We start from the raw sequence: 22,503 nt of genomic DNA, 5'->3' as shown, positions 1-22,503 counted from the left end.
CCACATATCTGTATGGATAACTCAAGATATAACACTTTTGGATTTGGCAGTCGCATGAATATGAGATAGCAGGTGGATACGCTCTACCGATTCATCCAACGAATGATGATTGGACGGATGATGAACCGTATCACGAAAAAAGCGTAATTGATTTACATAATAATTCATTGGCTCAAAAGTATGATAACGAACTTCACCTGTTTCTTGCCCATTTTCCAGCAACGCAATCTTTAACTTCAATTTATAAAAGCCTAGATTACAGCGGAAAAAGTCATTAATCGTTATCGTTGCGTGTTCAAGGTAAACAATATGACGGCTACTATACGGCTTCTCAAATGAGAATATCGCTTCTGCTGTTACTCCATGAGCAAGTCTGGCTTGCGCTTCAAATGTCCAATCGCATCCATTCGGCCCATCAAATAGAGAATGTCCATCAAATTCACCATGTTGTATACCGATCACCTGTTGTAAAAATTGGAGCCAATAACAACCCAAATCCCAGAAACATCCTCCACCTTGCTCTGGATGGCTTCGGTAATTATCCTGATGATTGTCTTTGGCGGGTATCGTAAGCTGGGTCACTGTACGTATCAAATCTCCATATTCACCAGACTGAATCAACTCACGCAATGTGTGTTGCCACGGATGATGTGCTACCATAATCCCTTCGATCAATTGCAATCCATAATGCTGTGCCGCGGCACCCATCATCGGCAATTCTTCTGGATACAAACAAAGTGGTTTTTCGACCAGTACATGTTTGCCTGCGGATAATGCTTTGCGAATCCATGTTGCATGCAGTTCATTACTCAGCCCTATATAGACAGCATCTAGTTGAGGATCAGCTAACAATTCGTCCAAACTGTTATAAATCGTTGCAATTCCATAATGTTCTGCTAGCGATTCGGCTTTGGATAAAGTGCGATTAGCAACGCCTACAATTTCCAGTCCATCGACATAAGGTGCAGGATCAAGAACAGCACGTGGCACAATTCCTGAACAGCCTAGAATGCCTAATTTGACAGTTGATTCTGGATGGTGACTTACTTGAGCCGAAAGAATATGTTCATCTGCGTCTGTGGTGGATTGCCTGATACTCATTTCAGAAGATTTCATCATAATGTACCTTTAGCCATCGTAGGATGAAGAAGCTGCATATGACGTTGAATATACTCATCTGCGTACGCTGGAAATTGTTGACGGGCTTGTAGTAATTGCTGATGCATCTGTTCCAAAATATCGGTACCTCCACCATATTCACTCATCCAACGTTCATAAGATAATCCGAATCCGTATTTTTCCCATTGAGCTGCATTCTGAGCTTCATGTTCACCAAAAGGATCTAAAAAGATAATCGGCGTACTGAGTGCAAAAGAATCTGCTAATGTCCCTCCACCGGGCTTGCTCACGATCGCTTGTACATTGCGTTCAATCTCGCACAAAATATGATACTCTGCTCGTGATTCATACTGAACAGACTGATCTGCTTGCACTTCTCCTAATGGCGGAAAGGTATGCTTACCCTGTTCATTTTGTTGCCATGTACGCCATTCTGGATTCATTCGATAATAGCGTTGTCCCTGTTCTGAAGTGCCTCGTTCATCTTGATCATATAGAATAATATCCAGTCCATAGCCCACTTGTTCTAATTCGGCAATACGTTCACGATACGTCCCCATTCCCCAACCACCGCCATGTACCAGCAGTCGATGTTGCCTTTGACTATACGGAATCACAGGGTCTGATAAAGGGATATCGATATACGTGTACATCTCTTGTTCTCCATGACCAAATAGCCAGACTTCATGATAACTCTCATGTAGCTGACCTAATCGTTTGCGTACACTTTTCCAGGAAGGAGAATCGACCACATCCAGATACAATAAATCCACATGGATATTGGCTTCACCTACCTGCTCCCGATAGCGATCTAAAATGTATATCCAGTGCCCTGATAAACAAATAAAATGTTGCCTTCCTTCGGATTCCCACTGCTGTAACAATGTTGCAATCTGTTCATCATCCATACTTTTGCGGATATCTTGTGGAATTCGCTGAGACATCAATGCAACTGAAAAATCAGCATGATATGCTTGCCGGCTTTTATCTACTTTTTGCAATTGATCGGATTGCATAACATTTTCAAATACAAGAACGTCTGTCGGAATACCCATACGCTTCAAGCTTGCTTCTACAAGTAGACCGGGTGTATAAAAGCCTAATCCAAAACCAGAACACAATATCGTTACAGTCATGATCATCAAATCCTTCCATGTATAGGATGGTGAAGAAAAGAACTATATTTTGAGTGATAAAAATGAATATTAAAGTAGAACATTCTCTATTTGATTAATTTAATATGCTAAATTGGTTCGTTTCTAATAGTTGTTCAAATCGAGTCAATAGTTGTTGTTTGATATAGTCATGAGTAGCTACAACTGAAAGGTAGATTCTGCCTTTGTGCTTTTTGTTATCATTACGGAAGCGATGATTCACATGTAAAGCGGCTGATGTTAATGGGATAATACCTTGTTGGCGATTCGGCAGATAGAGCAGATTCGCTTGTTCTAAAAGATGAAGTAATTGCTCATGCGAGACTTCGCCTGTATGGGACACATTATAGTTGGTCATATTACCTACCAGTCCGTACGTACGTAGATATTGATCCATCTGGTGCTTAATCAAGCTCATTGATTTGCGAGCGTTAATCTCTACCATTGGCTCAAGACTACCATCTTGCAACACCATAGAATCAATACAGACATGTCCAAAGTAACCATCTTGATACAACTGCTTACCGATCTGCTCCATCAGAGCAAAATAACCTTCTTGTTCCAGTCGCATCATAAAAGCAGGATCAGGAGAAAGCGACTCACGATAAGCAAATTGAGAGTTAGCTAACCATTGAACAGATAACATTTCGATATTTCCTTGTGGATCGATATAGAATTGGCAGGAGAAATCACGTTCTTTTTGCAGATACTTTTCGATTAGAAATTGAACTTTTTTCCCTTTTTCCTCTTGTTTATGCAGACCATGACCAATCCGTACAAGAAGTTCAGGAGAATCGATCAGCATATTACCTTTGCCTGATACACCGTAATTGTCTTTGATTAAAAAAGACCCTTCTTTCAGCCATTCGCTTCCTTTCTCAACCAGGTCTTCACTGCTTTCTACAAGTACCCCTACACCGCTCAAGTTGAGCTTTTGTTTCATTTGGGCAGAATAGTGTTTGGTATTGACCTTTTTGACGACTTCCAGATCAGGAGCATGATAACCGATTCCAAATCGTTGATTCATCTCTTCGATATGAGGAATCCATGCAAATGGAGATAAAGTCATCGTAGATAATGGAAATGGAGCGGTTAGCTGTTCATCTTGTTCTTGCATCCACTGGAAAACAGACACAGGACGTGCAGACATCCCTGCTTGTTTGCCTGCACTCAAGCGATTGATTCCTGCCATCGTCTGATCTTGCCCTGCTAGAATATGATCTTTGATTTTGGCGGCATCCATTTCCAAATCTTGTGTATTTCCATATACGCTAAATCCCAATTGCTGAATATATTGACGCTGTGCTGGCTCAATTGCATAACGAGTAAATAGTAGATCTCCTGGATAGCAAAAAGTAAATAACAGTTCATCCATCGCCGTAACTATTTTCTCTGCTTCTTTATCAGGTAAAGCTGGCAAAGTAGCTAGATCATCTTCACGCCAGTACAATTCGGCTTCAAAAGCACCCATGTGTAGCAATGGCTGGTTACCAACACGTTCACTCATATGTATATTCCTCCTTTAGTTAGTAGCTCATTATTGACTGGCACTGGAATAATGACGCAAAGCATAACTCCAGATCACACGAATAATAATTAACAACCAGACCGGTGCAAGCAATGCCCACCAGATCATCCCTGGATTCAGAGCACCCATCACAAACATAGGTGGAAAATTGCAAATTACGAACACAGGCAATAAAAAGGTTCCCAAACGCTGAATAATACGATTATAAACAGCCATCGGGACATAATTCGTTTCAAAAACGCTATTGGACATATCGGTGACTCCTGTCGTCTGTACTGTCCAAAATGCAAGCAATTGAGGCAATAGAAATACCGAATAAGCAATCAACACTCCAATAGCGATAAAAAAGATAAATCCACCCACATGGTAAAAGTCTACCGGTAAGCCCATTCGACTCCAGCCAATTGCAACCATAATAGCGCCACCGACCACATTTGGAATCGTATATCCTAATTCAAATTGGCGTAAAGTCACTGCAAATTGCAATGAGATTGGCTTGGTAATCAACACATCCAGTGAACCGGTACGCACTTTATCCGGTAACTGTGTGAAATTAGTAAAAAACAATCCGCTGTACAATCCACTCATAATCGTAAATACGCCTACATATAACAAAATCGCATCCGGCGACCAGCCATTAATATCGGTTCCTACCTGATAAGGCAGAATCGCATATAATAGCTTGATCAGTAGATACGCAGTCTCAATCAGAAAAGCTGTAATAAAATTAGTACGGTATTCCATTTGCGACATCACAGAGAATTTCATAAATCGTCCATAAATACGTGAATATCGCTTTGCTTCTTTCCAGATCATTTGCATATCATTATCCTCCCACCGCTACATAACGGCGCACTCCTGAACTCCATACCCACCTAGCTACTAGCAAAATAACAACGATCCATAACCATTGCATACCAATCCCTGTTACCGCTTCTGTTGGAGTTAATTTGCCTGTAATCATATTGACAGGAAAAAAGACAATATAGGAAAAAGGCAACATACCTAATAATTTGGCGATAGTCTCTCCGAAAATCGTTAACGGAAATACACTGCCACTAGCAATATAAATAATCAACGATAACGTATAAAATAATCCGGTAGATTCTGTCAGCCAGAAAGCAATACCACTAAGTGCATAATAGATGACAAAATTCAGTAACAGAGCGCCGGGTAATGCAATCAGATAACGTAGCGCACTATCCCAACCGACAGGAACATGTAGACCGATCCGCAACCAGATCAATACGACCGCTGCAAATACAATAACAAGAACAGACTGAACAGCTTTGGCTCCAAGAAATTTCAAAATGCGATATGCAAAATAATTTAACGGCTGTACCAAAAATTTACCTAATCCGCCTTCTTTGATATCGCCAGCGATCTCGTATTCAAATCCAGCTGCGACTAATTTGCCTGTGACTGCCGCCATAATGATATAGATCAGCATTTCTTGAAACGTATATCCTACTATCGTTCCCTGACCGGAGGATTGAAAAATCGCTAACCATAAAAAAAACTGGGTCATCATTGGTACAAAAAAGCTCACCAGTTGAATCCAATAATTAGTCCGGTATTCCATTTCATTCTGGATCCCCATATGTAAAATTTTGCGATATACTTTATTGGGCATGGGGCAATCCACCTTTTTCGTACAGAATCGCAATCCCTTCTTCTAAAGGAATATCTTCTATCGTAAAATCGATCACTGGTAAATGATCCAGTATTTCTTTGGATTTGCGTAATACATCGTGTTTGCTTAATTCAAATACGACTTCCAATTCAGAGCGAGAACGGATTTTGCCATATCCATTTAAAGACAGTTCCGATACTGGGGCTGACAGTTGGATTTTGAGCAATTTCCAGGAACCGATCACATCATTTACACTTTTGAGATCACCATCGTAGACCAGTTGTCCATGATTGATAATCATCGTTCGTGAACACAAATCTTCAATATCACGCATATAATGACTGGTTAACAAAATCGTTGTATTGTACGTCTGATTGTATGTTTTGAAAAATTGTCTGATTTTACTTTGAGAAATAATATCAAGTCCGATAGTCGGCTCATCGAGCAAAATGACTTTCGGGCGATGAAGTAGCGAAGCAATCAATTCCATCTTCATCCGTTCGCCTAGAGACAGACGGCGTACTTGTACATGTAACTGTTCACTTACACCGAGCAATTCTACCAGTTCATCCAGTGTGCGCTTATATTCAGTATCGTCCAGATCATAGATTAATTTGTTGAGTTCAAATGAATCGCTTGCAGGCAAATCCCACCACAATTGATTTTTTTGACCCATCACAATCGAGAACTGACGTTTAAATTCTTTTTTACGTTCCCACGGGGTATATCCAAGTACAGAAGCTTCTCCATCACTAGGATGTAGAATACCGGATAACATTTTGAGCGTTGTTGTTTTTCCTGCTCCATTGGGTCCGAGGAAGCCTACAATCTCGCCTTCGTTAATATCAAAGCTCAGATCGATCACTGCTTCTTTATGCAGTTTTTCCCGTTTGAATAAATTAGAAAATGATTTGCGTAAGCCAGGCTCTTTTTTGTAATATTCAAATGTTTTGGATAGTTGATTTAATGTGATAGCAGACAGATGACACGACCTCCTTCATGTTGCCTATTCCTATAGACGGACCTGATGTACCGTCATTCTCATGCGTTCTAATACCGCTTTTAATTCTGCTAATAAACGCAGACTATGTTGAATATATTCTGGTAATTTATCACGATTAACACGTAGACCTATTTTGTACAATTGAAGCAGATGTCTTTTCCATGTTTGTCTGAGTTCATACAGATCTGATCGCAATAGATCTGTATAATGTTCACCGCCCATCAATCCTTCATACCGACTAATAAATTGCTCGGTATATTGCAGTAAATGCATCAAGCTCTCTATCCGTAACTGGTAATATAACGTATCGCAACTGGCTCGAAATTGTTCATCATCCATATCTAACAAACGATCCAGATCACAGAACAAAACAGCATAGGCAGACCAACTTTCTTGCAAAAATTGCTCTAAATGAAGATCACATGCTTGAATGACTTTTTTTACACTCAACTCTTCTGCTGGATTTCCATTGAGATACGCGTATTCTGATATGCCTTCTAACAATAAAGTGAGATTGGTTTTGCCACTATAACTAAGCACATGCCCTGACTCTTCTAACAAAAAATGATCAGATACATACGCTTCATCTTGCTTCATATCTAACCCGTACAATTGGATAACATGCCCTTTACTCGGATTATTTTGATACACTGGATGGAAATTCAGACAATGACTTTGTAAATGCAAAAGAATACTTTTCCCATTTTCCAAAGCATTAGACCAATCCTGTAAAATTAAAAAATCGTTTCGCTTTGAAAGCGAAGGATCGATAGTGACATGTTTCACTTCAACCTGTGTATTGGTTGACCATTGAGATAACAAATCCGCCATCGGACGTAGACCAAATGAATCGAAATTCCCTTTGTACGAGATCGACAACCCGTTGCAAAGAAAATACAAATCAGCTTCATCCGTATATACACCTTGACGCAGTAGCAAAGCGTGCAGGCTAGCATAAAAGCAATGCTGTCCTGGCGCTCCTACTGTTTCAGGCAAAACTTGTTTGGCAAGTGACCTTTTAAACATATTGGGCTAATATATTTTCAATTCGGCGTAACGTCGATAATTCTTCCAATAGTAGATTATCATCGTCAATCATGATGTTTAGATGGTTTTCCAACTCTACAATTAATTCGACTGCCGATAATGAATTAAGACCATACTCTCGTAGATCATCGTCTGGCTGTAGATTTTCCAGATCGCCTGGAGCCATTTTTAACACTTGAGCAAGCAATGGTACAACCTGTTGTTCACTTACTTCCATCGTTGTGCCTCCTTTTAACATATCGTTGACGATCACTTGGTTATAATCCTGCAATAATGTGTTCCAATTGTTCTTCCAGTCGCTGCGCTTCCTTTTGAGTATCTGCAATTACAATTGCAAAAATCCGATTGTTATACCCGCTGGTGGTTTTACTGGCTGATAATGTACCTGCCGTATAAATCCATACACCAAATGGATGCAAAGACGTATACAACAGATCATGCTCTTCCAACGTCTGACAAAGGGCTTGATAAGTTAAGCGCTCTTTCGTAATATGCCGGAAATAACGAGAACGAAATATTCTAAGTCCAAACACTTGCGGTAATAATGAAATATACGTGGATAACGTAAAACGCCCGTTAATTTCGATAACAGGAATCAACTCACCACTTTCATCAATAAAAGCATCTATCGAAGCGATCCCGCGATACTGCTTTTCATACAAATAGTGCCCTAATTCCATCGCATATTGACGGGATTGCTGCCGAATCGTTTCGCTTACACCTGAAGGCATATACGACCCAATATAGACAGTGCCATCCACAATCTGACGTTTGAGTGAAAAGACTTCTACATCTCCATCAGGATGAATATAAATCTGGTAATTCAAATCCATTTGCTTTTTGTGCCAGCGTTCCACCAACCATGCTTGGTCTGGATTATTTTGCTTGCGTGCAAAACGGCTCATCACACTCAGCGTTGCATCAAGCTTTTGCGTACCCTGTAATAAATACAAGCCTTTGCCAGAAGCGCCATAAGGTTCTTTAATAATAATTTGCGCTTCTGCATCAGCTGTACCTATCGCCAAACACTCACGTCTAATCTCTTCTACTGTCGCACATACAGTTCCACTACTAACAGGAAATCCTAATTCAATCGCTGCTTGGCGACTGAATATTTTGTCATTGACTAATTTACAGATATCCGAAGGCGCTCCGATATACGGAATCTCACAAGTACGCGCAATTTCTTCTTCCCACTGCGTAACAGCATAAGGAACCAGATACGTTTCTTCATAAGCTGCACGCCCTTGCATACCGTATAACTGCAATCGTTCTAACAGCGCTTCATCTTGCAAAATTAATTGCGATATCGATACAAAAGGATCATCACTTTCCCCTTCAGGAATCTCGATTCGAGGTAACTCAAAACCCAGATTTTCCAACATATCTAGATAATCCGGGTCTGGTTGTTTACGCAAAATCATAATATCCTGCTTACGACAGAGTAAAAGATTCATCTCTTCTATTCGATTGACTACTTCTTGTTCCTGGGGATCACTCACTCCTTTACTGATATTATGCCAGACCGATTCAGCACCAATATTAAAAATCCATACTAAGCGACCTTTATCACGCCGATCGGTCAAAGCATCCATTAAAGATAGCTGCTGTCTCATAAACTCCCTCCGCTCTTAAATATAGTCGAGCGAATTGACTGTACCTGCACCATGTAGATACAATACACTGCACTTCGAGCACGCAGGCGTTAGCCCTTCTTTATTAATAATATGTCTTACATTTTCATATTCTTCAGAATCCCAGATTTCTTTCAAGCTTTTCTCTTTCAAGTTCCCTACAGTAAACTCGGAAAAGAATTTACAAGGCATAACACTACCATCCGGTACAATATCTGTACGTGATGTTAACGCCAGACAGTGATTAGAACAACGACTTGTCATTTCATCACCATGAATAAATTTATCAATTTCATCGTAATCTAGACCTGGTTGATAACGAACACGGATTTTCCAGATACGGTCATTGATCTTATGCAAGTCTTCCATCAATGCATCCATACGATCTGGATTGATTTTATATTTAAATGCATGCCAGCTACTGATATGACGCTCATCCAACTGACGCAACCACTGGAATTTTTCTGAGAAATACGTATCCATTTTGAGCGATGTTTCCCGTGAAATATACCAAGGGAAGCACAGCATCACTAGATCTAACTTTTTCGATTCGAAAAATTCTAGCAATTCAGTCATACGTCCAATCATATTGTCATTAATAACTGCATGAACAGAAATTCTGCCTTTGTATAATCCTTGATCACGTAATTCAACTAGGCGATCAATTTGTGCCATTGTTTTTTGAAATGTGCCTTTACCACGAATCAGGTTATGCTCATATTCAAATCCTTCAACAGCAATAAGTAACTCTAAATTTTCAGAGAGATCCAAAATAGGTTCCAAAAATTTATCGATCAGCAATCCATTCGTACAGATCGTCATCTCACGACGATCATTTTGAATATATTCTAATATTTGTCCAAATTGACGGTGGAACATCGGTTCTCCGCCCCATAGATACAAGCGAGATTTAGCTTCTTTGGTATCATCCAACAGTTGTTTGAAAATAGCCGGGTCCAGATCCATGTTCTGTTCCGCTTTATCCATTTGATGATGATATCCATCTTCATTCCATTGGAAACAGTGTGTACACCGTAGATTACAACGGTTGGTTAATTTAATCCCTAGAGATTGAGGGATAGGCGTTTTGTATGTCGGATCTTTAATCTGATTACGGTAAGAGACAGTTGCATTACGAACAGTTCGTTTGATCAGTTGGAATTCTTTGCGGTCAATGGTTACTTCGCTTCTTGGTTGCAAAAAAAACACCTCTTCCTTTGAATTCAATGTTCAAAGCATACTTGAATCTGATGACGCATAGCATCATAAGCCCGATAAGTGTCAGAAAAAGTGATTTTGTACACAATTTGTACATCAATATGTGTTAGCGGTATTCGATAAAATCGGTTTGGAATAAGTACCTAAGCGTGTAATTATGGTTAATAAGTGTTAGCGCTTTAATTTTTATGTAAGCGCTTATAACGTGTTGACCTTTTCTTCAGTCAGATTGTCTTGACCTGTCTCATGACTCACAAAATTGCAGAACGCTTGTATAGAGCCCAAATGCTCCATATCAAACTCTTCAAAATCAATTTCAACATTAAAGTCATCTTCTACACGTAAAATAAAATGAATTAATTGGATTGAATCCAGTCCGGCATCGTGAATAATATCAGAATCGCGGTCTAGACGTGTCAAACAGGAAGGGTCTTGTTTTACCTCACTAATCATAGTAATAATTTGCTCTACAGAAACCGGGGATTGCTGCATTCTAATTCCTCCTTCTAGATATAGATGTATCGAGTGGCGAGAATCAGGTAAAGCACAATTACAGATGAAGAATATAATGAACTAAAAATGGTGCTGTACAGCCGATAATCCCATGCACCAATTAATGGAATTATATGCATATATATTCATCTATATTCCAGAAATAGTCAATCCTTATAATAAGAAACTGGTCAAAAGACCCAACGTGCATAATTACCACTAAAAAAAACACTACTCGTATGTGAAAACCACATGAGTAGTGTTTGTTCAATCGTTTTAAAACACTTTTTGATCTTTGTTTTACAGAAAGCAAGTAGATACCCCTATAATTATTTTGTCGAAATCATGCATGAATCTGAATACATTTTGTCCGTTTATTGACAAATTAAGAAGCTTTTTCAGACACAATTTCGTCACTTTCTACTAGAGCATTATTTTGATCCAATGAATGATTTAATATATCGATCAATTGTTTTAACTCATCAATACTGTTTGCGATGCTGCTTACTCGTATTGATTGTTCTTGTAAGCTCGAAGTCATTTGTTCAATAGAAGCACTCGATTGTTCTGTAACGGCAGAGATCGTGCCTGTTTCTAATACAGAATGGCGAATACCTTCGATCAATTCTTTGATCATACTACCGATTTCTACCGAGCGATCTGATACTGTATTAGCTTCTGTCATAATATCTCCAAAAGATGATTCTGTCTGTTCCGCAGAGAGCTGAATCACATCAATCGCTTCTTTCCCTTGCTGAATACGACCGGATACTACTTCTGTCTGATCATGAATACGATGCAAAATATCGGTAATCAAGACGGTCGATTGCTGTGCTTCACTAGCTAGATCACGAATTTCAGTAGCGATAACAGCGAAGCCACGACCATGTTCTCCAGCGCGTGAAGCTTCGATTCCTGCGTTAAATGACAGCATATTGGTTTGACGAGCTATATTTTCGATAGCTTGAGAAACGGAAGAAATTTCTTGTGCATAATTGCGTAAAGTATCCATTGCAGCATGTGTGTTATCAATCGTCTGCCCTACTTCATGCACACCTTCACGTAGACGGATCACTTGCTCATTGCCTGAACGTGTTAAGGAAGCAGTTCGTTCAGCAAGCTCTGTCATATGATTAGCAGTATTACCAATATTGCGGATAAATGTTTCTGAATTTTGCATCGATGTATTAATTTCGCCAATACTACTTGCTTGGGAATCAATACCTTTAGCAATTTCATTAAATCCTGTATTTAATTCTTTACCTATGCGATCGGTATCTTCTGCATTACGTTGCAATTGTCCGCCAAACTCGGTCAATTCTTGTGCAGAACGTTCTACTTCTTGAAGTAAATTATCAATTTGCGTTTTTTGTTGATGCAAGTTGCTCATCATTTTCTGACCCAAAATACAAATCGATACACCAGCAGATCCAACCATGATCGTTACGACCACCAGTACAATAATATCCAATACAGAGATCGTTGTAACGATAGGATCAAATATTAGCAACACTGCTTCTAAAACAACAGCATAGATAGTCGCTACAATACTTACACGCATATTCAAGTAAACGACAGAAAGCGTCACATAGATTAGAAAAGCAGACCATGAAGCTTGAGAAGGAAGTACCCAGATCACTGTCGTACAAGCGATAAATGATAATGGTGTTAATAGATATTTACCTATAGATAAATGATTGGTCTTTTTGAAAATAAAGAAAGCAGCTGGTACCAAAATACATACGCAAACGATTAAATATAACCATGCATACAAATCAACCAGATGAAGAAAATACATTGCTCCATAAATAGGAACACAACTGGTTAAAATAATAGCCAATGTATATAGCAAAAGCTTAGAAGCTAATCTTTCATAAGGTGTTGCTTTTGTTTTGTCATTTTGTGTTAATACGCTGTTCATAAGCGCCTCCTTCGATGTGTTGAATTCTCATTAGTGAAATAGTTCTATTTTACTATTTCGTCAAAATTCAGCAAAAAGTTTACAGTTAATTCACTAAATTTTTTAGTTATTTTTTTGCATAAATAATCACGTAAAAAAGCAGTAACTCTGAGATCAGAATTACTGCCTTTTTCTTCTATATGAACAGCTTATAACATTGGACTTCTGCGTGCAGGTACTGTTTTTTCAAAAGCATAAGCGATTCGGATCAAGTCAGGTTCTTTGTACGCTGTACTCATAAAGCTGATTCCGAAAGGCATACCGTCTCTACGATATCCTGCCGGTACAATAATCGCTGGATAACCACCTACTGCTGGTGCATCGGTATGCCAGGATGGCGTAAAGATGGCATCCAACTGATGTTCTTGAAGCAGACGGTCGATTCCTTCTTCACGCGCCTGGCGCCAGTTGTTAAGACGTGCTTGAATGTATTTGGCTTCTGTTAATGTACCTGATGTTTCATACTGGGCTTTGATTAAAATCTCCTGCCCATATTTAAGAGCGTCTTGATGATGAAGATGATTATAATCAATCATATCTTGCAGTGTACGAATTCTGGAATGTGCTCCTAACGTGGATAGATAACTATTCAGAGCAGACTTGAATTCGTATAATAATACTGTCATGTCTTCTGATACAATTTCTGGAAGATCGGTATGTTCTATAATCACTGCTCCAGCATGATACATCGCTTCTATCGACGCTTCGATAATTGACTTTTCTTCGTCACTACATTGCTGTTCAAATGCCCGGTTAATGCCTATTCTCGCTCCACGTAGTCCTTCTGGATCAAGATAAGCGGTATAATCAAGCGCAGGTGTTGGTGAAATTTGTGTCGATACATCTTGTTCATCTTTGCCTGTTAATGCACTTAACAAAATGGCTGCATCTTCTACATTTCTTGCCATCGGCCCGGCTGTATCTTGCGTATACGTAATCGGTACAATTCCTGTGCGGCTAATTAATCCCAGTGTAGGCTTGATACCTACCAGACTGTTTTTACCTGATGGATTCAGAATCGAACCTGATGTCTCTGTGCCTACAGCGACTGCACATAGATTGGCTGCTACAGCCGCTCCCGAGCCTGCGCTTGAACCGCCTACATCTAATCGTCCGGGGCCATACGGGTTAAGAGTCTGCCCTCCGCGAGCACTATATCCATTTTGCATATTAAAAGCCATAAAGTTCGCCATTTCAGTTAGATTGGTTTTGCCTAAAATAACCGCTCCAGCGTTGCGTAATTGCTTCACTAAAAAAGCATCTTCCGGTGCAAATGAATCTGCTAATGCCAGCGATCCTGCACTGGTATGCATATGATCGCCTGTATTAATATTGTCTTTGATCAATACAGGTATGCCATGCAGTTCACTACGAATATGTCCTTGAGCTCGTTCTTGATCCATTTGAGTAGCCATATAGATAGCATCTGGATTCAGTTCAATAACAGATCGCAACATCGGCCCATCCTGATCTATTTCTGCTATACGCTGCATATATAAAGAGGTTAACGATACAGAAGTCTGTTCTCCTGCCTCCATCCATTGTTGCAGATCTCGAATACGTGCCTCTTGTAAAGGAAAATCGATCATATCTGTGCCCCTTTCAACTTCGCTTACAATCTTCTATCGATTCTATAATTGATTGGTCTGTTGTGCAAATGTTAACCTGTATCTATGTATCATTATAATGTACAAAAAAAGAACCTGACATGTAGATTCAGATTCTTTTGCTCAATGGTATCGTAATCCGTTATCTATTAGCTTAACCATACACCTATCCCTACAACAGCAGCCAGTATACCCACGCCAATCAACAAATTCGTAGCTTCATATAGAAAAGAATACCCTTTGTGTTCTCTGCTTTCTCGTTCTTTATGTTTGAATTGAGCGGCTCTTTGTGCATTTTCATCAAGTGGACGGTCTCCTAGATTAGTAAACATCTCATTCATCTTATTCAACTCCTTCGTCTTTTCAATATTTTAACAGACTTTGGTGGATGCTGTAAAATGGGGCGGTTTACATTTATCATCATTTCGTTAAAATATAAAGACAGTCTATTACTTCTTTATCTATACATATTTATTATAGAAGTAATAACAGAAATCATCACTATAGAATACGAAGTAAAGGATGGAGCCTACAGATGGAACTACTGATTAAGCAAGTCGAAAATGAATATGAATTGGATCATTGCCTGTTTGTTCGCAAAGCCGTATTTGTGAATGAACAGGGTGTACCTTTGGACGAAGAATACGATGAGTGGGATAATGCAAGTACAACTATTCCGCATATTATTGTATATGATGGTGAGACACCTGTGGCGACTTCACGTCTGCGTGTTGTTGAAGGAGTAGCCAAGTTAGAGCGTATCTGTGTATTACAAGAATACCGTAAGTATGGTGTTGGCAAAATGCTTGTTGACCATATGGAACAATTAGCAAGAGAACAAGGGCTAACTCAAGCCAAATTACATGGTCAGACACAAGCAGCAGCTTTTTATGAGCGCTTAGGATATGTACAGTCTTCTGATGTATTTTTGGAATCAGATATTCCTCATGTCTTGTTCACCAAATCATTATCATAATAGGTGATTATTCATAAACATGAAATAGTCTGTAATTATACATGATCTACTGACTATAAAATAAAACTTTACACAATCAAGGAGTTGTTGCACTTGTCTATATTATCTCTGTCTCAACAGCAACAACTCCTTATTGTGGAAGAGTTGCGTAGCCGATGCGATGCTCATACAATTATTATTTTTGGTTCGGTTGCCAAAGGTACGATGCGACCTGAAAGTGATATCGATATTGCTTATTTATCTTCTATACGCAGATCGACATACCAGCGATTTCGGATTGGGCAACAAGTAGCCGACTTATTGGATAGAGATGTAGATTTGATTGATTTTCAAGAAGCAAGCACTGTATTTCAGATTCAAATCGCTACTACAGGAATTGTATTATATGAAGAAAATCCTTTGCTAAGGCAACTCTCCTATATGCAGGCTTTTCGCGAGTATGTACAATTGAATGATAAGCGACAATATCTACTAGATCACTTTATAGAGAAAAGAGGCACGCTATGAATCACGATATTTTACTTAACAAAACGGCTACGATTCGTCGCTGTGTTGCCCGTATTCTTGAAGAATATGCCGGCGAAGAAGATAATTTATTCAACTATACCAAGCAAGATTCGATTATTTTAAATCTTCAACGGGCTTGCGAAGCTTGTCTTGATCTGGCGATACATATCATTTCTGAACGTCATCTTGGAGTACCGCAGAGCAGTCGAGATGTGTTTGATCTGCTTTTTCGCAATGGAATATTGGATAAAGAACTGAACCAAAGTATCAAAGCTATGGTTGGTTTTCGGAATATAGCTATTCACGATTATCAAGGCGTACAGGTAGAAATTATTCAAGGCATTATAGAAGAACAATTGGACGATTTCGAAAAGTTTATTGCTGCGATCAGCGCTTAATGAATCAAAGATACTGTTATCAAAAAAACCGAACACTTTTGATTGAATAGAGATTCAAAAGGTTCGGCTTAATTGATTATGAATTAAATTGTTTTAAGACTACATTTTCAAAAATGGCTTTGCCACCTTCTGCAAATAGACTGATTCCTTGATCTTCTTTGTTCGGGAAAATCAGACTCGAATATGCCACTGTACCATCATCTACAAACACTTCGATACTATTTTTGTCCACTAACACTTTCAAATGAACTTTTTTCTTATCGGTATTAAATGCCGCCTGACTTTCCAGACTTTTTCCATTCGTATCAGGATGTCCGGTGTATGCTCGGTTCACATACGTATACTTGCCTTCTACGAACACTCCTACATCCACATGACGGCTTTTGTCCGCCGATTCTCGTAGACGTAATCCTACATTTTTCAAGTCAGACCATGAAATATCAGCATCTAACTGATAAGAAGCTCCGCTTATAGGGAGTGCTTCCGTGCCTTCAACTTCTATCCGTTGAACCGTCTGGGTAGATGCAGGAATCTGGCTGATTGCTCCGATCGGTTGCGAAGATAGATCATAGGATTGACCATTGAATCGAAGTCGTATTTTACGAACAATCGAATCCATGCCGTTAAATCCTTCTTTCATCGTCGGTGTATTGTTCACGTAATCCCAATTGTTCATCCAACCAAAAGCATAACGTTGTTCATACGGATTAGAAGCTCCAGCAATTTCAAATGTTACTGCCGCATACCAATCAAATCCATGATCCAACCATTTCGGTTCTTTGCGGTCAGCTATAAATTTCTTGCCATTAAAACTTCCTGTCCAGTAAGCATACGTATTTGGATTACCTGCTCCGCGACCATTAGCGCTCGCACCCAGCACCCATTTATAAGCTCCATTGGCGGCTTGCATGAGGTATAGATCAGGACATTCCAGTATCCCTACATTGTCTGTAAGAAATCCACTGGTATACGTCCAATGCTTCAAATTAGTCGATGTGTAAAAGCCTATTTTGTTTCCTTCTGCCATTAACATAATCCAGTGTTTGGAACGAGCATCCCATGTTATTTTCGGATCACGAAAATCCGCAGTTCCGGGATTGGATAAAATAGGTTTTTTTCCATAAGGCGTAAAGGTATTACCTCCATTTTTGCTATACCATAGATACTGTTCTTGTGCTCCACCATTAGCTGAAGGTTGCGTTACGATAGCGATAAAAGCATTTTTACCAAATCCAGCGGTATTGTTCGTATCGACAACGACAGAACCTGACCATGGATCACCATTTTTATTTGTATATTTAGGAATGGCTACTCCATGATCTTGCCAGTGAATCAGATCGGTAGAAGTAGCATGACGCCATTCGGTGCCATTGCCATTCGGATAATCTTTGTTATAGAGATAATAGTAGTGATACTTTCCTTTAAAATAAATAGGACGTTGCGGATCGTTTTTCCATTTGTCCGGTACTGTAAAATGATAATCAGGACGTTCGCTACTGACAGATGTTGCATTTGTATTAGAAGCGCTATAGTTAGGAAGACTGTTCTGAGTACTCTGAGTGCTTCCTTTTGCACTAGTCTGTGTAAAAAAGTAGAGTAAAGCACCTAATATAATACATCCGAACACACTGAGAACAACGAGTGTCCGGCGATATTTCGATGCATGGTTGCTGTTGTTCAAGTGAGCACCTCCATATATTAGTGTTTCCTTTTTGTGACTGCATTTCAATCTACAGATAAAAGCAATAAAGGAAAAGAAAATGCCGCTCTTTGACGGACATTTTCTTTTCCTGTCTCTTTATTGAATCTTCAAGACTTATTGATTAGAACGTATTTAATTAGAAGTGACTTGACCTTGCTCTAAAATGCTATTAGGAACGACTTTGGTTTCACTGCCGTCAATTTCTACTTCAAAGCTTGGTGCAAATGTAGAATGATGATCGGTATAGAATCCTCTGTTGGTCATATAGCTAGTAATCACGACTTTGTTGCCTTTTACTTGTGGAATTGCGAAGTGAGCATAATTCCATGTAACATCACGTTTGTTCAAATCTTGGTGCAATACCAGTCCACTACCGTTAAGTGGTTTGTAAGGCCCATCAATCGAATCAGCTACATATCCAAGCATATAGATATCTTCTGCATCAACACCATCTACGAACATTTTAGCACCGCGTGTATCTGTGAATAGGTACCATTTGCCGTCTTTTTCAAAAATGTTAGCACGTTCGATCTCATCGGTTACTGTATTGGAAGCAATCAATGGTTTCATTACTTTTTTAAGAGAATAATCGTTATTCAATTCAATAATACCTAATGCACCGTTCGCAATCGTCATGTAATTACGACTCGGGTTATTCATTACTTTTTGGTATTCTGATTTGAAAAAGTCGTCATCTCCACCATAGTAAGCTTTGTTCGAGAACATAGATTGACCTTGATAACCTGTTTCAGAACCTGTATTCGCTTCAAATACTAGATATTTGTGTCCATTGTCTTCTACATAATGCGGATCTCTTAATGTGTGGTTATCGGAATAATCACCCGCACGGAATGCTTGATCAACTGTTTGATACATTTTGCCATCACCATCAAAAATAGACTTGAGGTCTTCTACACCGTTGACCTGAAGTGTTCCATTGGAAGGTTCAGATACATTGATTTGAGCAGTGGTTAATGTTTGTTTACCAAAAAATCCTTTATCTACATCCCACGGTTGACGGTTAGTATAGAACAAACGCACTTTGCCGTCTTTGGTCATTGTCGCAGAACCTGACCATTCTTCAGATTGATTATTTAAGATCGTATCGTTAGGAACCATTTTGTCGTTGTCTTTAAATACACGACCTGCATTTTTCCATGCATCTAATGATTGGTCCCCTGCTTTTTTGTAGAACAGATAAATAAATGTATCTGACGATACTTTTGGATCTCCTGCTAGTCCAAAGACGACTTCATATCCATTATAGTTCGCTACAGTACCATCTGCATTTTGCAATGGCCATGTATCCCATACATCAAGATCAATCGTATTGCCATTTGCATCTTTACCTTTAGCAGACGGAATGTTGCGAATGGTAGATGCATCAAATTGTGGAACTTGATAGCGAGATTCTTTTTGCTGACTAGCTATTTTCAATGCATCAAAGCGTGTAAGATGTGTAAATCCATAAGTATCATTAAAAACAGATGATGGTGTTTCTACAACAGGTGTTGGCGGAGTTGGCTGTGTACCATTTCCGTAATCTGATTCTGAACCACTTGCAAAAACAGAAGTTCCTCCTGTTAGCATAGTAGCTGCCATCATTATAGCGGCTGTTTTTCTTGAGAAATTCTTGATTTTCATTTTGTTCTTCCTCTCTAATTTCAAATTGTGGCTGTTTTGGCGCACAAAAAAGACCTAAAAATTCCTCTGAAGAACGAACGACACTTGTCGCCCGGATTCCTCACGGAGTTTTTAGGTCTTGCCTGCTTTACCAGTAACACACCCGAATATGCTGTTGCTGACATTTATTCTATAGGGCAAATCGATAACACACTATAGACTGAATGAATCAATTTGCAAAAAGAGGAAAAAGGATAATTCTGTAAATTTTCATTGATTTTCATGATATTTAGTCTTATTTTCACTGTTTCAAAGTTTACAATTTTGTAATCTGCAAGAATTTATCCATACTTTGTACCTAGTCAATTGTATATTTATGCTATTAACTGCAACCTATCGACTCGGGTCGTTAGTCTATATGAATAGTTATGTTTGGTGGGATTAGCGACTTTTATTCCGCTATCCACAGAATCATAAGCGACTGTACAAGTGAATTCTTTTATATTATCAGGAGCTATGACCCAGTCTTTCCCGTAGACGATTCACTTCGATCGTCATTAATACGCACTGACTCTCTGTAAAAGTGTAATCATATTCATCTTCCATATTCTCTGCCATCTCTTCTACTTGCTCATATAATGTTTTATATTTCTCTACCGCAATCTGAATCAGCTCGCGATTAAGCTCACTTCCTGGCTGATCTTTTTCATATTCTTGCAGAATACTTTTCAGTTGGCTGATCAAGCGCTCATAATCGGCTGACTTATGATCCAGTGGTTGGTGCAACATGTATTCGATATCTTTAACCATATCTTTGATCATGGCAGCCATACTTGTCGCTGTTTCTTGAGCTCCTGCATTCATTCGTGCGGTATGAATATGCATTGCAATATATCCGACTTCATCTTCAGGAATATCGATCTGCAAGTGCTGTGTAATCAACTGCTTCGCATGTAGCCCGATCTCAAACTCTGCGGGATACAGCAATCGAATCTCTTCTAATAAGGTATTATGAATAATCATGCCATTGCGCAGACGTTCTAGAGCAAATGACAAATGATCGGTTAAGGCAATATGAATATGTTCATTAAAAGAAACTTGTAATTCTTGTTCTGCATACGAAATAATCCGTTCAGATACAGCGATCTCTTCTTCAGGCAACTTTTGTAGCATTTCTTGAAGATACCCGTAACGCTCTTGATCTTCCAATACAAATAGCTTTTCGATGCGCTGGGTATCTACGATATCGTTTTTCCCTTTTTCAAAAGAGATACCGCCGCCCATAGCGATCTTTTCTTGTCCATGATCATCGACGACCACAGCATTATTATTGAGAATCTTTTTGATCTTCATAAGCTCCTCCTGTGAATTTACGAACAAAATGTGAGATATTGTATCGAAAAGCTGGCTTTTCTACCCCTAGCAACAGAGTCGTCAAAAACGCAATTCCGGCTGCGAGCAAAAAGCCTATCATATAATGAATAAAATTCAGTTCTCCAAAAGGAACAATATAGACTAGCATAGGAATCCCTGTTAATCCAAATGAGCTGGCTACTACATGATGCAGACCGACATAAGCGCCTCCGACTGCTCCACCGATCGCCGCACTTAGAAAAGGGCGACCTAACTTGAGATTTACCCCGAGCGCAATCGGTTCTGTAATACCGAGAAAAGCGGTAATCGATCCAGATAAAGCGACTTTTCTTAATTCAGGATTACGAGTCGCCAAATAGACAGCGAGTCCTGCCCCGCCTTGTGCCATATTCGCCATCGACCAGATAGGCAATAGAAAATTAACACCTACATGAGGGTCTGAGATAAGTGCAATCTCAAGCGCTTGTATGCCTTGATGTAGACCGGTTAATACAATCGTGCTATATATACCACCAAGAATAAATCCGAACAATGTTCCGCCGTACGTGAAGAGATATTCTAGCCACTGACCTATCCATTCTCCAAGCCAGATCGCAATTGGACTGATTAATAAAATAGCGAGCGTACCGCCTGTAATTAGACTGATCGCTGGAGCGAGAAGTGTAGATGCAGAGGGTGGCAGAATACGACGTATGCCTTTTTCTATCCATGCCATTACTAATGAAGCTAGAATAATCGGCATCATTGCACCTTGATAACTAAATTGAGGTGCTACCATTGTATTAACGCCTTGTACAGTTGTATGACCAATTAAGATCGCTAGATCAGGCTGAGACATCGCAATACCTAGTACTGCTCCTATCGCCGGAGTACCTCCAAATCGTTTTACTGCATGATAACCGAACAGTACACTAATCACTTGAAAAGCAGAACTTGTCAGTAATCCGAGTAATCGGAACCATACTGCATCTTCTGCTACCCAGCTCGAAGACTGTAGAATTGTAACCATTCCTAATAAAATACCTGCTGCTATAAATAACGGTAATATAGGAATCAAAATATCTGAAAACACCGTCGCTACCTGTATAATACGCCCGGCTATTCCCCGTCTGCGATAGGAATACTGGGATTCTGATAACTGATCGACTTGCGATGCTGTACCAGCTTGATCTTCTACAGGTGGCTGTAGATGCGCTGATTGTTCATGCTGACGAAGTACAATATTCATTTTCCGATGTAATTTATAGACAAGTTCAGGGCCGACAATAATCTGTAATTGCCCCGGCAATCTATTAATATTTTGCACTTCTTTGATCTGTTGCAGTTCAGCCTCGTTGATTGGATGATCATTTTTCAATTTCAATCGGATACGTGTTGTGCAGTGCATCACTTCTACTAGATTATCAGGCCCACCGGATAAATGGATAAGACGTCGAGCAAGCTCTTCGGTCGGGTTGCCCTGCGCATATCGTTTACGAGAAGATGGCAGATTTTTTTGATCTGACAACGCTATTCCTCCTTTATCGGG

21 protein-coding genes are annotated in these 22,503 nt (G+C 39.4%); 3 read left to right on the top strand and 18 right to left on the bottom strand.

Going from position 1 to position 22,503, the window contains the following annotated elements; genetic code table 11:
• Positions 1-21: 21 nt before the first annotated feature.
• The 14 genes from QE450_RS03890 to QE450_RS03825 all read right to left on the bottom strand — a co-directional run bounded on the left by QE450_RS03890 (position 22) and on the right by QE450_RS03825 (position 14,736).
• Complete coding sequence (locus tag QE450_RS03890) at positions 22-1,116, bottom strand: Gfo/Idh/MocA family protein (protein WP_307297119.1); 1,095 nt, start codon at positions 1,114-1,116, stop codon at positions 22-24.
• A complete protein-coding gene (locus QE450_RS03885) occupies positions 1,116-2,255 on the bottom strand; it encodes a UDP-glucuronosyltransferase (protein ID WP_273615499.1) in 1,140 nt (379 codons plus the stop codon). The genes QE450_RS03890 and QE450_RS03885 overlap by 1 nt, the downstream gene beginning before the upstream one ends.
• 94 nt (positions 2,256-2,349) lie before the next feature.
• On the bottom strand, positions 2,350-3,780 hold the full coding sequence (locus tag QE450_RS03880; protein WP_307297117.1) for an ATP-binding protein: 1,431 nt from the start codon (positions 3,778-3,780) through the stop codon (positions 2,350-2,352).
• Between the two features lie 30 nt (positions 3,781-3,810).
• Positions 3,811-4,623: an ABC transporter permease gene (locus tag QE450_RS03875; protein ID WP_273615497.1), complete on the bottom strand. Its 813-nt coding sequence runs from the start codon at positions 4,621-4,623 to the stop codon at positions 3,811-3,813.
• A 4-nt stretch (positions 4,624-4,627) separates the two neighbouring features.
• Positions 4,628-5,434, bottom strand: a complete 807-nt coding sequence (locus QE450_RS03870; RefSeq protein WP_301261509.1) for an ABC transporter permease — start codon at positions 5,432-5,434, stop codon at positions 4,628-4,630.
• Complete coding sequence (locus tag QE450_RS03865; RefSeq protein WP_274172951.1) at positions 5,424-6,416, bottom strand: ABC transporter ATP-binding protein; 993 nt, start codon at positions 6,414-6,416, stop codon at positions 5,424-5,426. Before QE450_RS03865 ends, QE450_RS03870 begins: the two co-directional genes overlap by 11 nt.
• A 30-nt stretch (positions 6,417-6,446) precedes the next feature.
• Positions 6,447-7,463, bottom strand: coding sequence for a BtrH N-terminal domain-containing protein (locus tag QE450_RS03860; RefSeq protein ID WP_273615495.1), 1,017 nt, complete (start codon positions 7,461-7,463; stop codon positions 6,447-6,449).
• Positions 7,456-7,701, bottom strand: a complete 246-nt coding sequence (locus QE450_RS03855) for an acyl carrier protein (protein WP_204824870.1) — start codon at positions 7,699-7,701, stop codon at positions 7,456-7,458. The genes QE450_RS03860 and QE450_RS03855 overlap by 8 nt, the downstream gene beginning before the upstream one ends.
• A gap of 40 nt (positions 7,702-7,741) precedes the next feature.
• Positions 7,742-9,100: a preATP grasp domain-containing protein gene (locus QE450_RS03850; RefSeq protein WP_301261512.1), complete on the bottom strand. Its 1,359-nt coding sequence runs from the start codon at positions 9,098-9,100 to the stop codon at positions 7,742-7,744.
• A 15-nt stretch (positions 9,101-9,115) separates the two neighbouring features.
• Complete coding sequence (locus QE450_RS03845; protein ID WP_204824872.1) at positions 9,116-10,318, bottom strand: radical SAM/SPASM domain-containing protein; 1,203 nt, start codon at positions 10,316-10,318, stop codon at positions 9,116-9,118.
• Between the two features lie 216 nt (positions 10,319-10,534).
• Positions 10,535-10,828, bottom strand: coding sequence for an acyl carrier protein (locus tag QE450_RS03840; protein WP_204824873.1), 294 nt, complete (start codon positions 10,826-10,828; stop codon positions 10,535-10,537).
• A gap of 385 nt (positions 10,829-11,213) precedes the next feature.
• Positions 11,214-12,749 carry a methyl-accepting chemotaxis protein gene (locus QE450_RS03835; RefSeq protein ID WP_307297101.1) on the bottom strand — a complete coding sequence of 512 codons (1,536 nt, stop codon included), beginning with the start codon at positions 12,747-12,749 and terminating at the stop codon, positions 11,214-11,216.
• 188 nt (positions 12,750-12,937) lie between these two features.
• Positions 12,938-14,377, bottom strand: a complete 1,440-nt coding sequence (locus QE450_RS03830) for an amidase (RefSeq protein ID WP_274170506.1) — start codon at positions 14,375-14,377, stop codon at positions 12,938-12,940.
• A gap of 167 nt (positions 14,378-14,544) precedes the next feature.
• Positions 14,545-14,736 carry a hypothetical protein gene (locus tag QE450_RS03825; RefSeq protein ID WP_301261515.1) on the bottom strand — a complete coding sequence of 64 codons (192 nt, stop codon included), beginning with the start codon at positions 14,734-14,736 and terminating at the stop codon, positions 14,545-14,547.
• 194 nt (positions 14,737-14,930) lie between these two features.
• Here QE450_RS03825 and QE450_RS03820 point away from each other — a divergent pair, with 194 nt between their 5' ends.
• The 3 genes from QE450_RS03820 (at position 14,931) to hepT (ending at position 16,276) form a co-directional block, all read left to right on the top strand.
• A complete protein-coding gene (locus QE450_RS03820; RefSeq protein ID WP_273615490.1) occupies positions 14,931-15,371 on the top strand; it encodes a GNAT family N-acetyltransferase in 441 nt (146 codons plus the stop codon).
• A gap of 93 nt (positions 15,372-15,464) precedes the next feature.
• Positions 15,465-15,878 (top strand): type VII toxin-antitoxin system MntA family adenylyltransferase antitoxin, encoded by a 414-nt coding sequence (mntA, locus tag QE450_RS03815; protein ID WP_273615489.1) that lies wholly within the window; start codon positions 15,465-15,467, stop codon positions 15,876-15,878.
• Positions 15,875-16,276: a type VII toxin-antitoxin system HepT family RNase toxin gene (hepT, locus tag QE450_RS03810; RefSeq protein WP_307297095.1), complete on the top strand. Its 402-nt coding sequence runs from the start codon at positions 15,875-15,877 to the stop codon at positions 16,274-16,276. Before mntA ends, hepT begins: the two co-directional genes overlap by 4 nt.
• A gap of 76 nt (positions 16,277-16,352) precedes the next feature.
• Here hepT and QE450_RS03805 read toward each other — a convergent pair whose 3' ends face one another.
• The 4 genes from QE450_RS03805 to QE450_RS03790 form a co-directional block, all read right to left on the bottom strand.
• Positions 16,353-17,957, bottom strand: a complete 1,605-nt coding sequence (locus tag QE450_RS03805; protein WP_307297093.1) for a glycoside hydrolase family 32 protein — start codon at positions 17,955-17,957, stop codon at positions 16,353-16,355.
• A gap of 153 nt (positions 17,958-18,110) precedes the next feature.
• Positions 18,111-19,622 carry a glycoside hydrolase family 68 protein gene (locus QE450_RS03800; RefSeq protein ID WP_307297090.1) on the bottom strand — a complete coding sequence of 504 codons (1,512 nt, stop codon included), beginning with the start codon at positions 19,620-19,622 and terminating at the stop codon, positions 18,111-18,113.
• A 486-nt stretch (positions 19,623-20,108) separates the two neighbouring features.
• Positions 20,109-20,954, bottom strand: coding sequence for a PRD domain-containing protein (locus QE450_RS03795; RefSeq protein ID WP_273615485.1), 846 nt, complete (start codon positions 20,952-20,954; stop codon positions 20,109-20,111).
• Positions 20,929-22,482 (bottom strand): PTS transporter subunit EIIC, encoded by a 1,554-nt coding sequence (locus QE450_RS03790; RefSeq protein WP_307297086.1) that lies wholly within the window; start codon positions 22,480-22,482, stop codon positions 20,929-20,931. The genes QE450_RS03795 and QE450_RS03790 overlap by 26 nt, the downstream gene beginning before the upstream one ends.
• Positions 22,483-22,503 lie beyond the last annotated feature (21 nt).

The sequence above is a fragment of the Paenibacillus sp. SORGH_AS_0306 genome (genome assembly GCF_030819345.1).
Classification (GTDB): domain Bacteria; phylum Bacillota; class Bacilli; order Paenibacillales; family Paenibacillaceae; genus Saccharibacillus; species Saccharibacillus kyungheensis.
The sequence above is the reverse complement of the archived record's forward strand: the minus strand, read 5'-3'. Positions and strand labels throughout refer to the sequence as shown.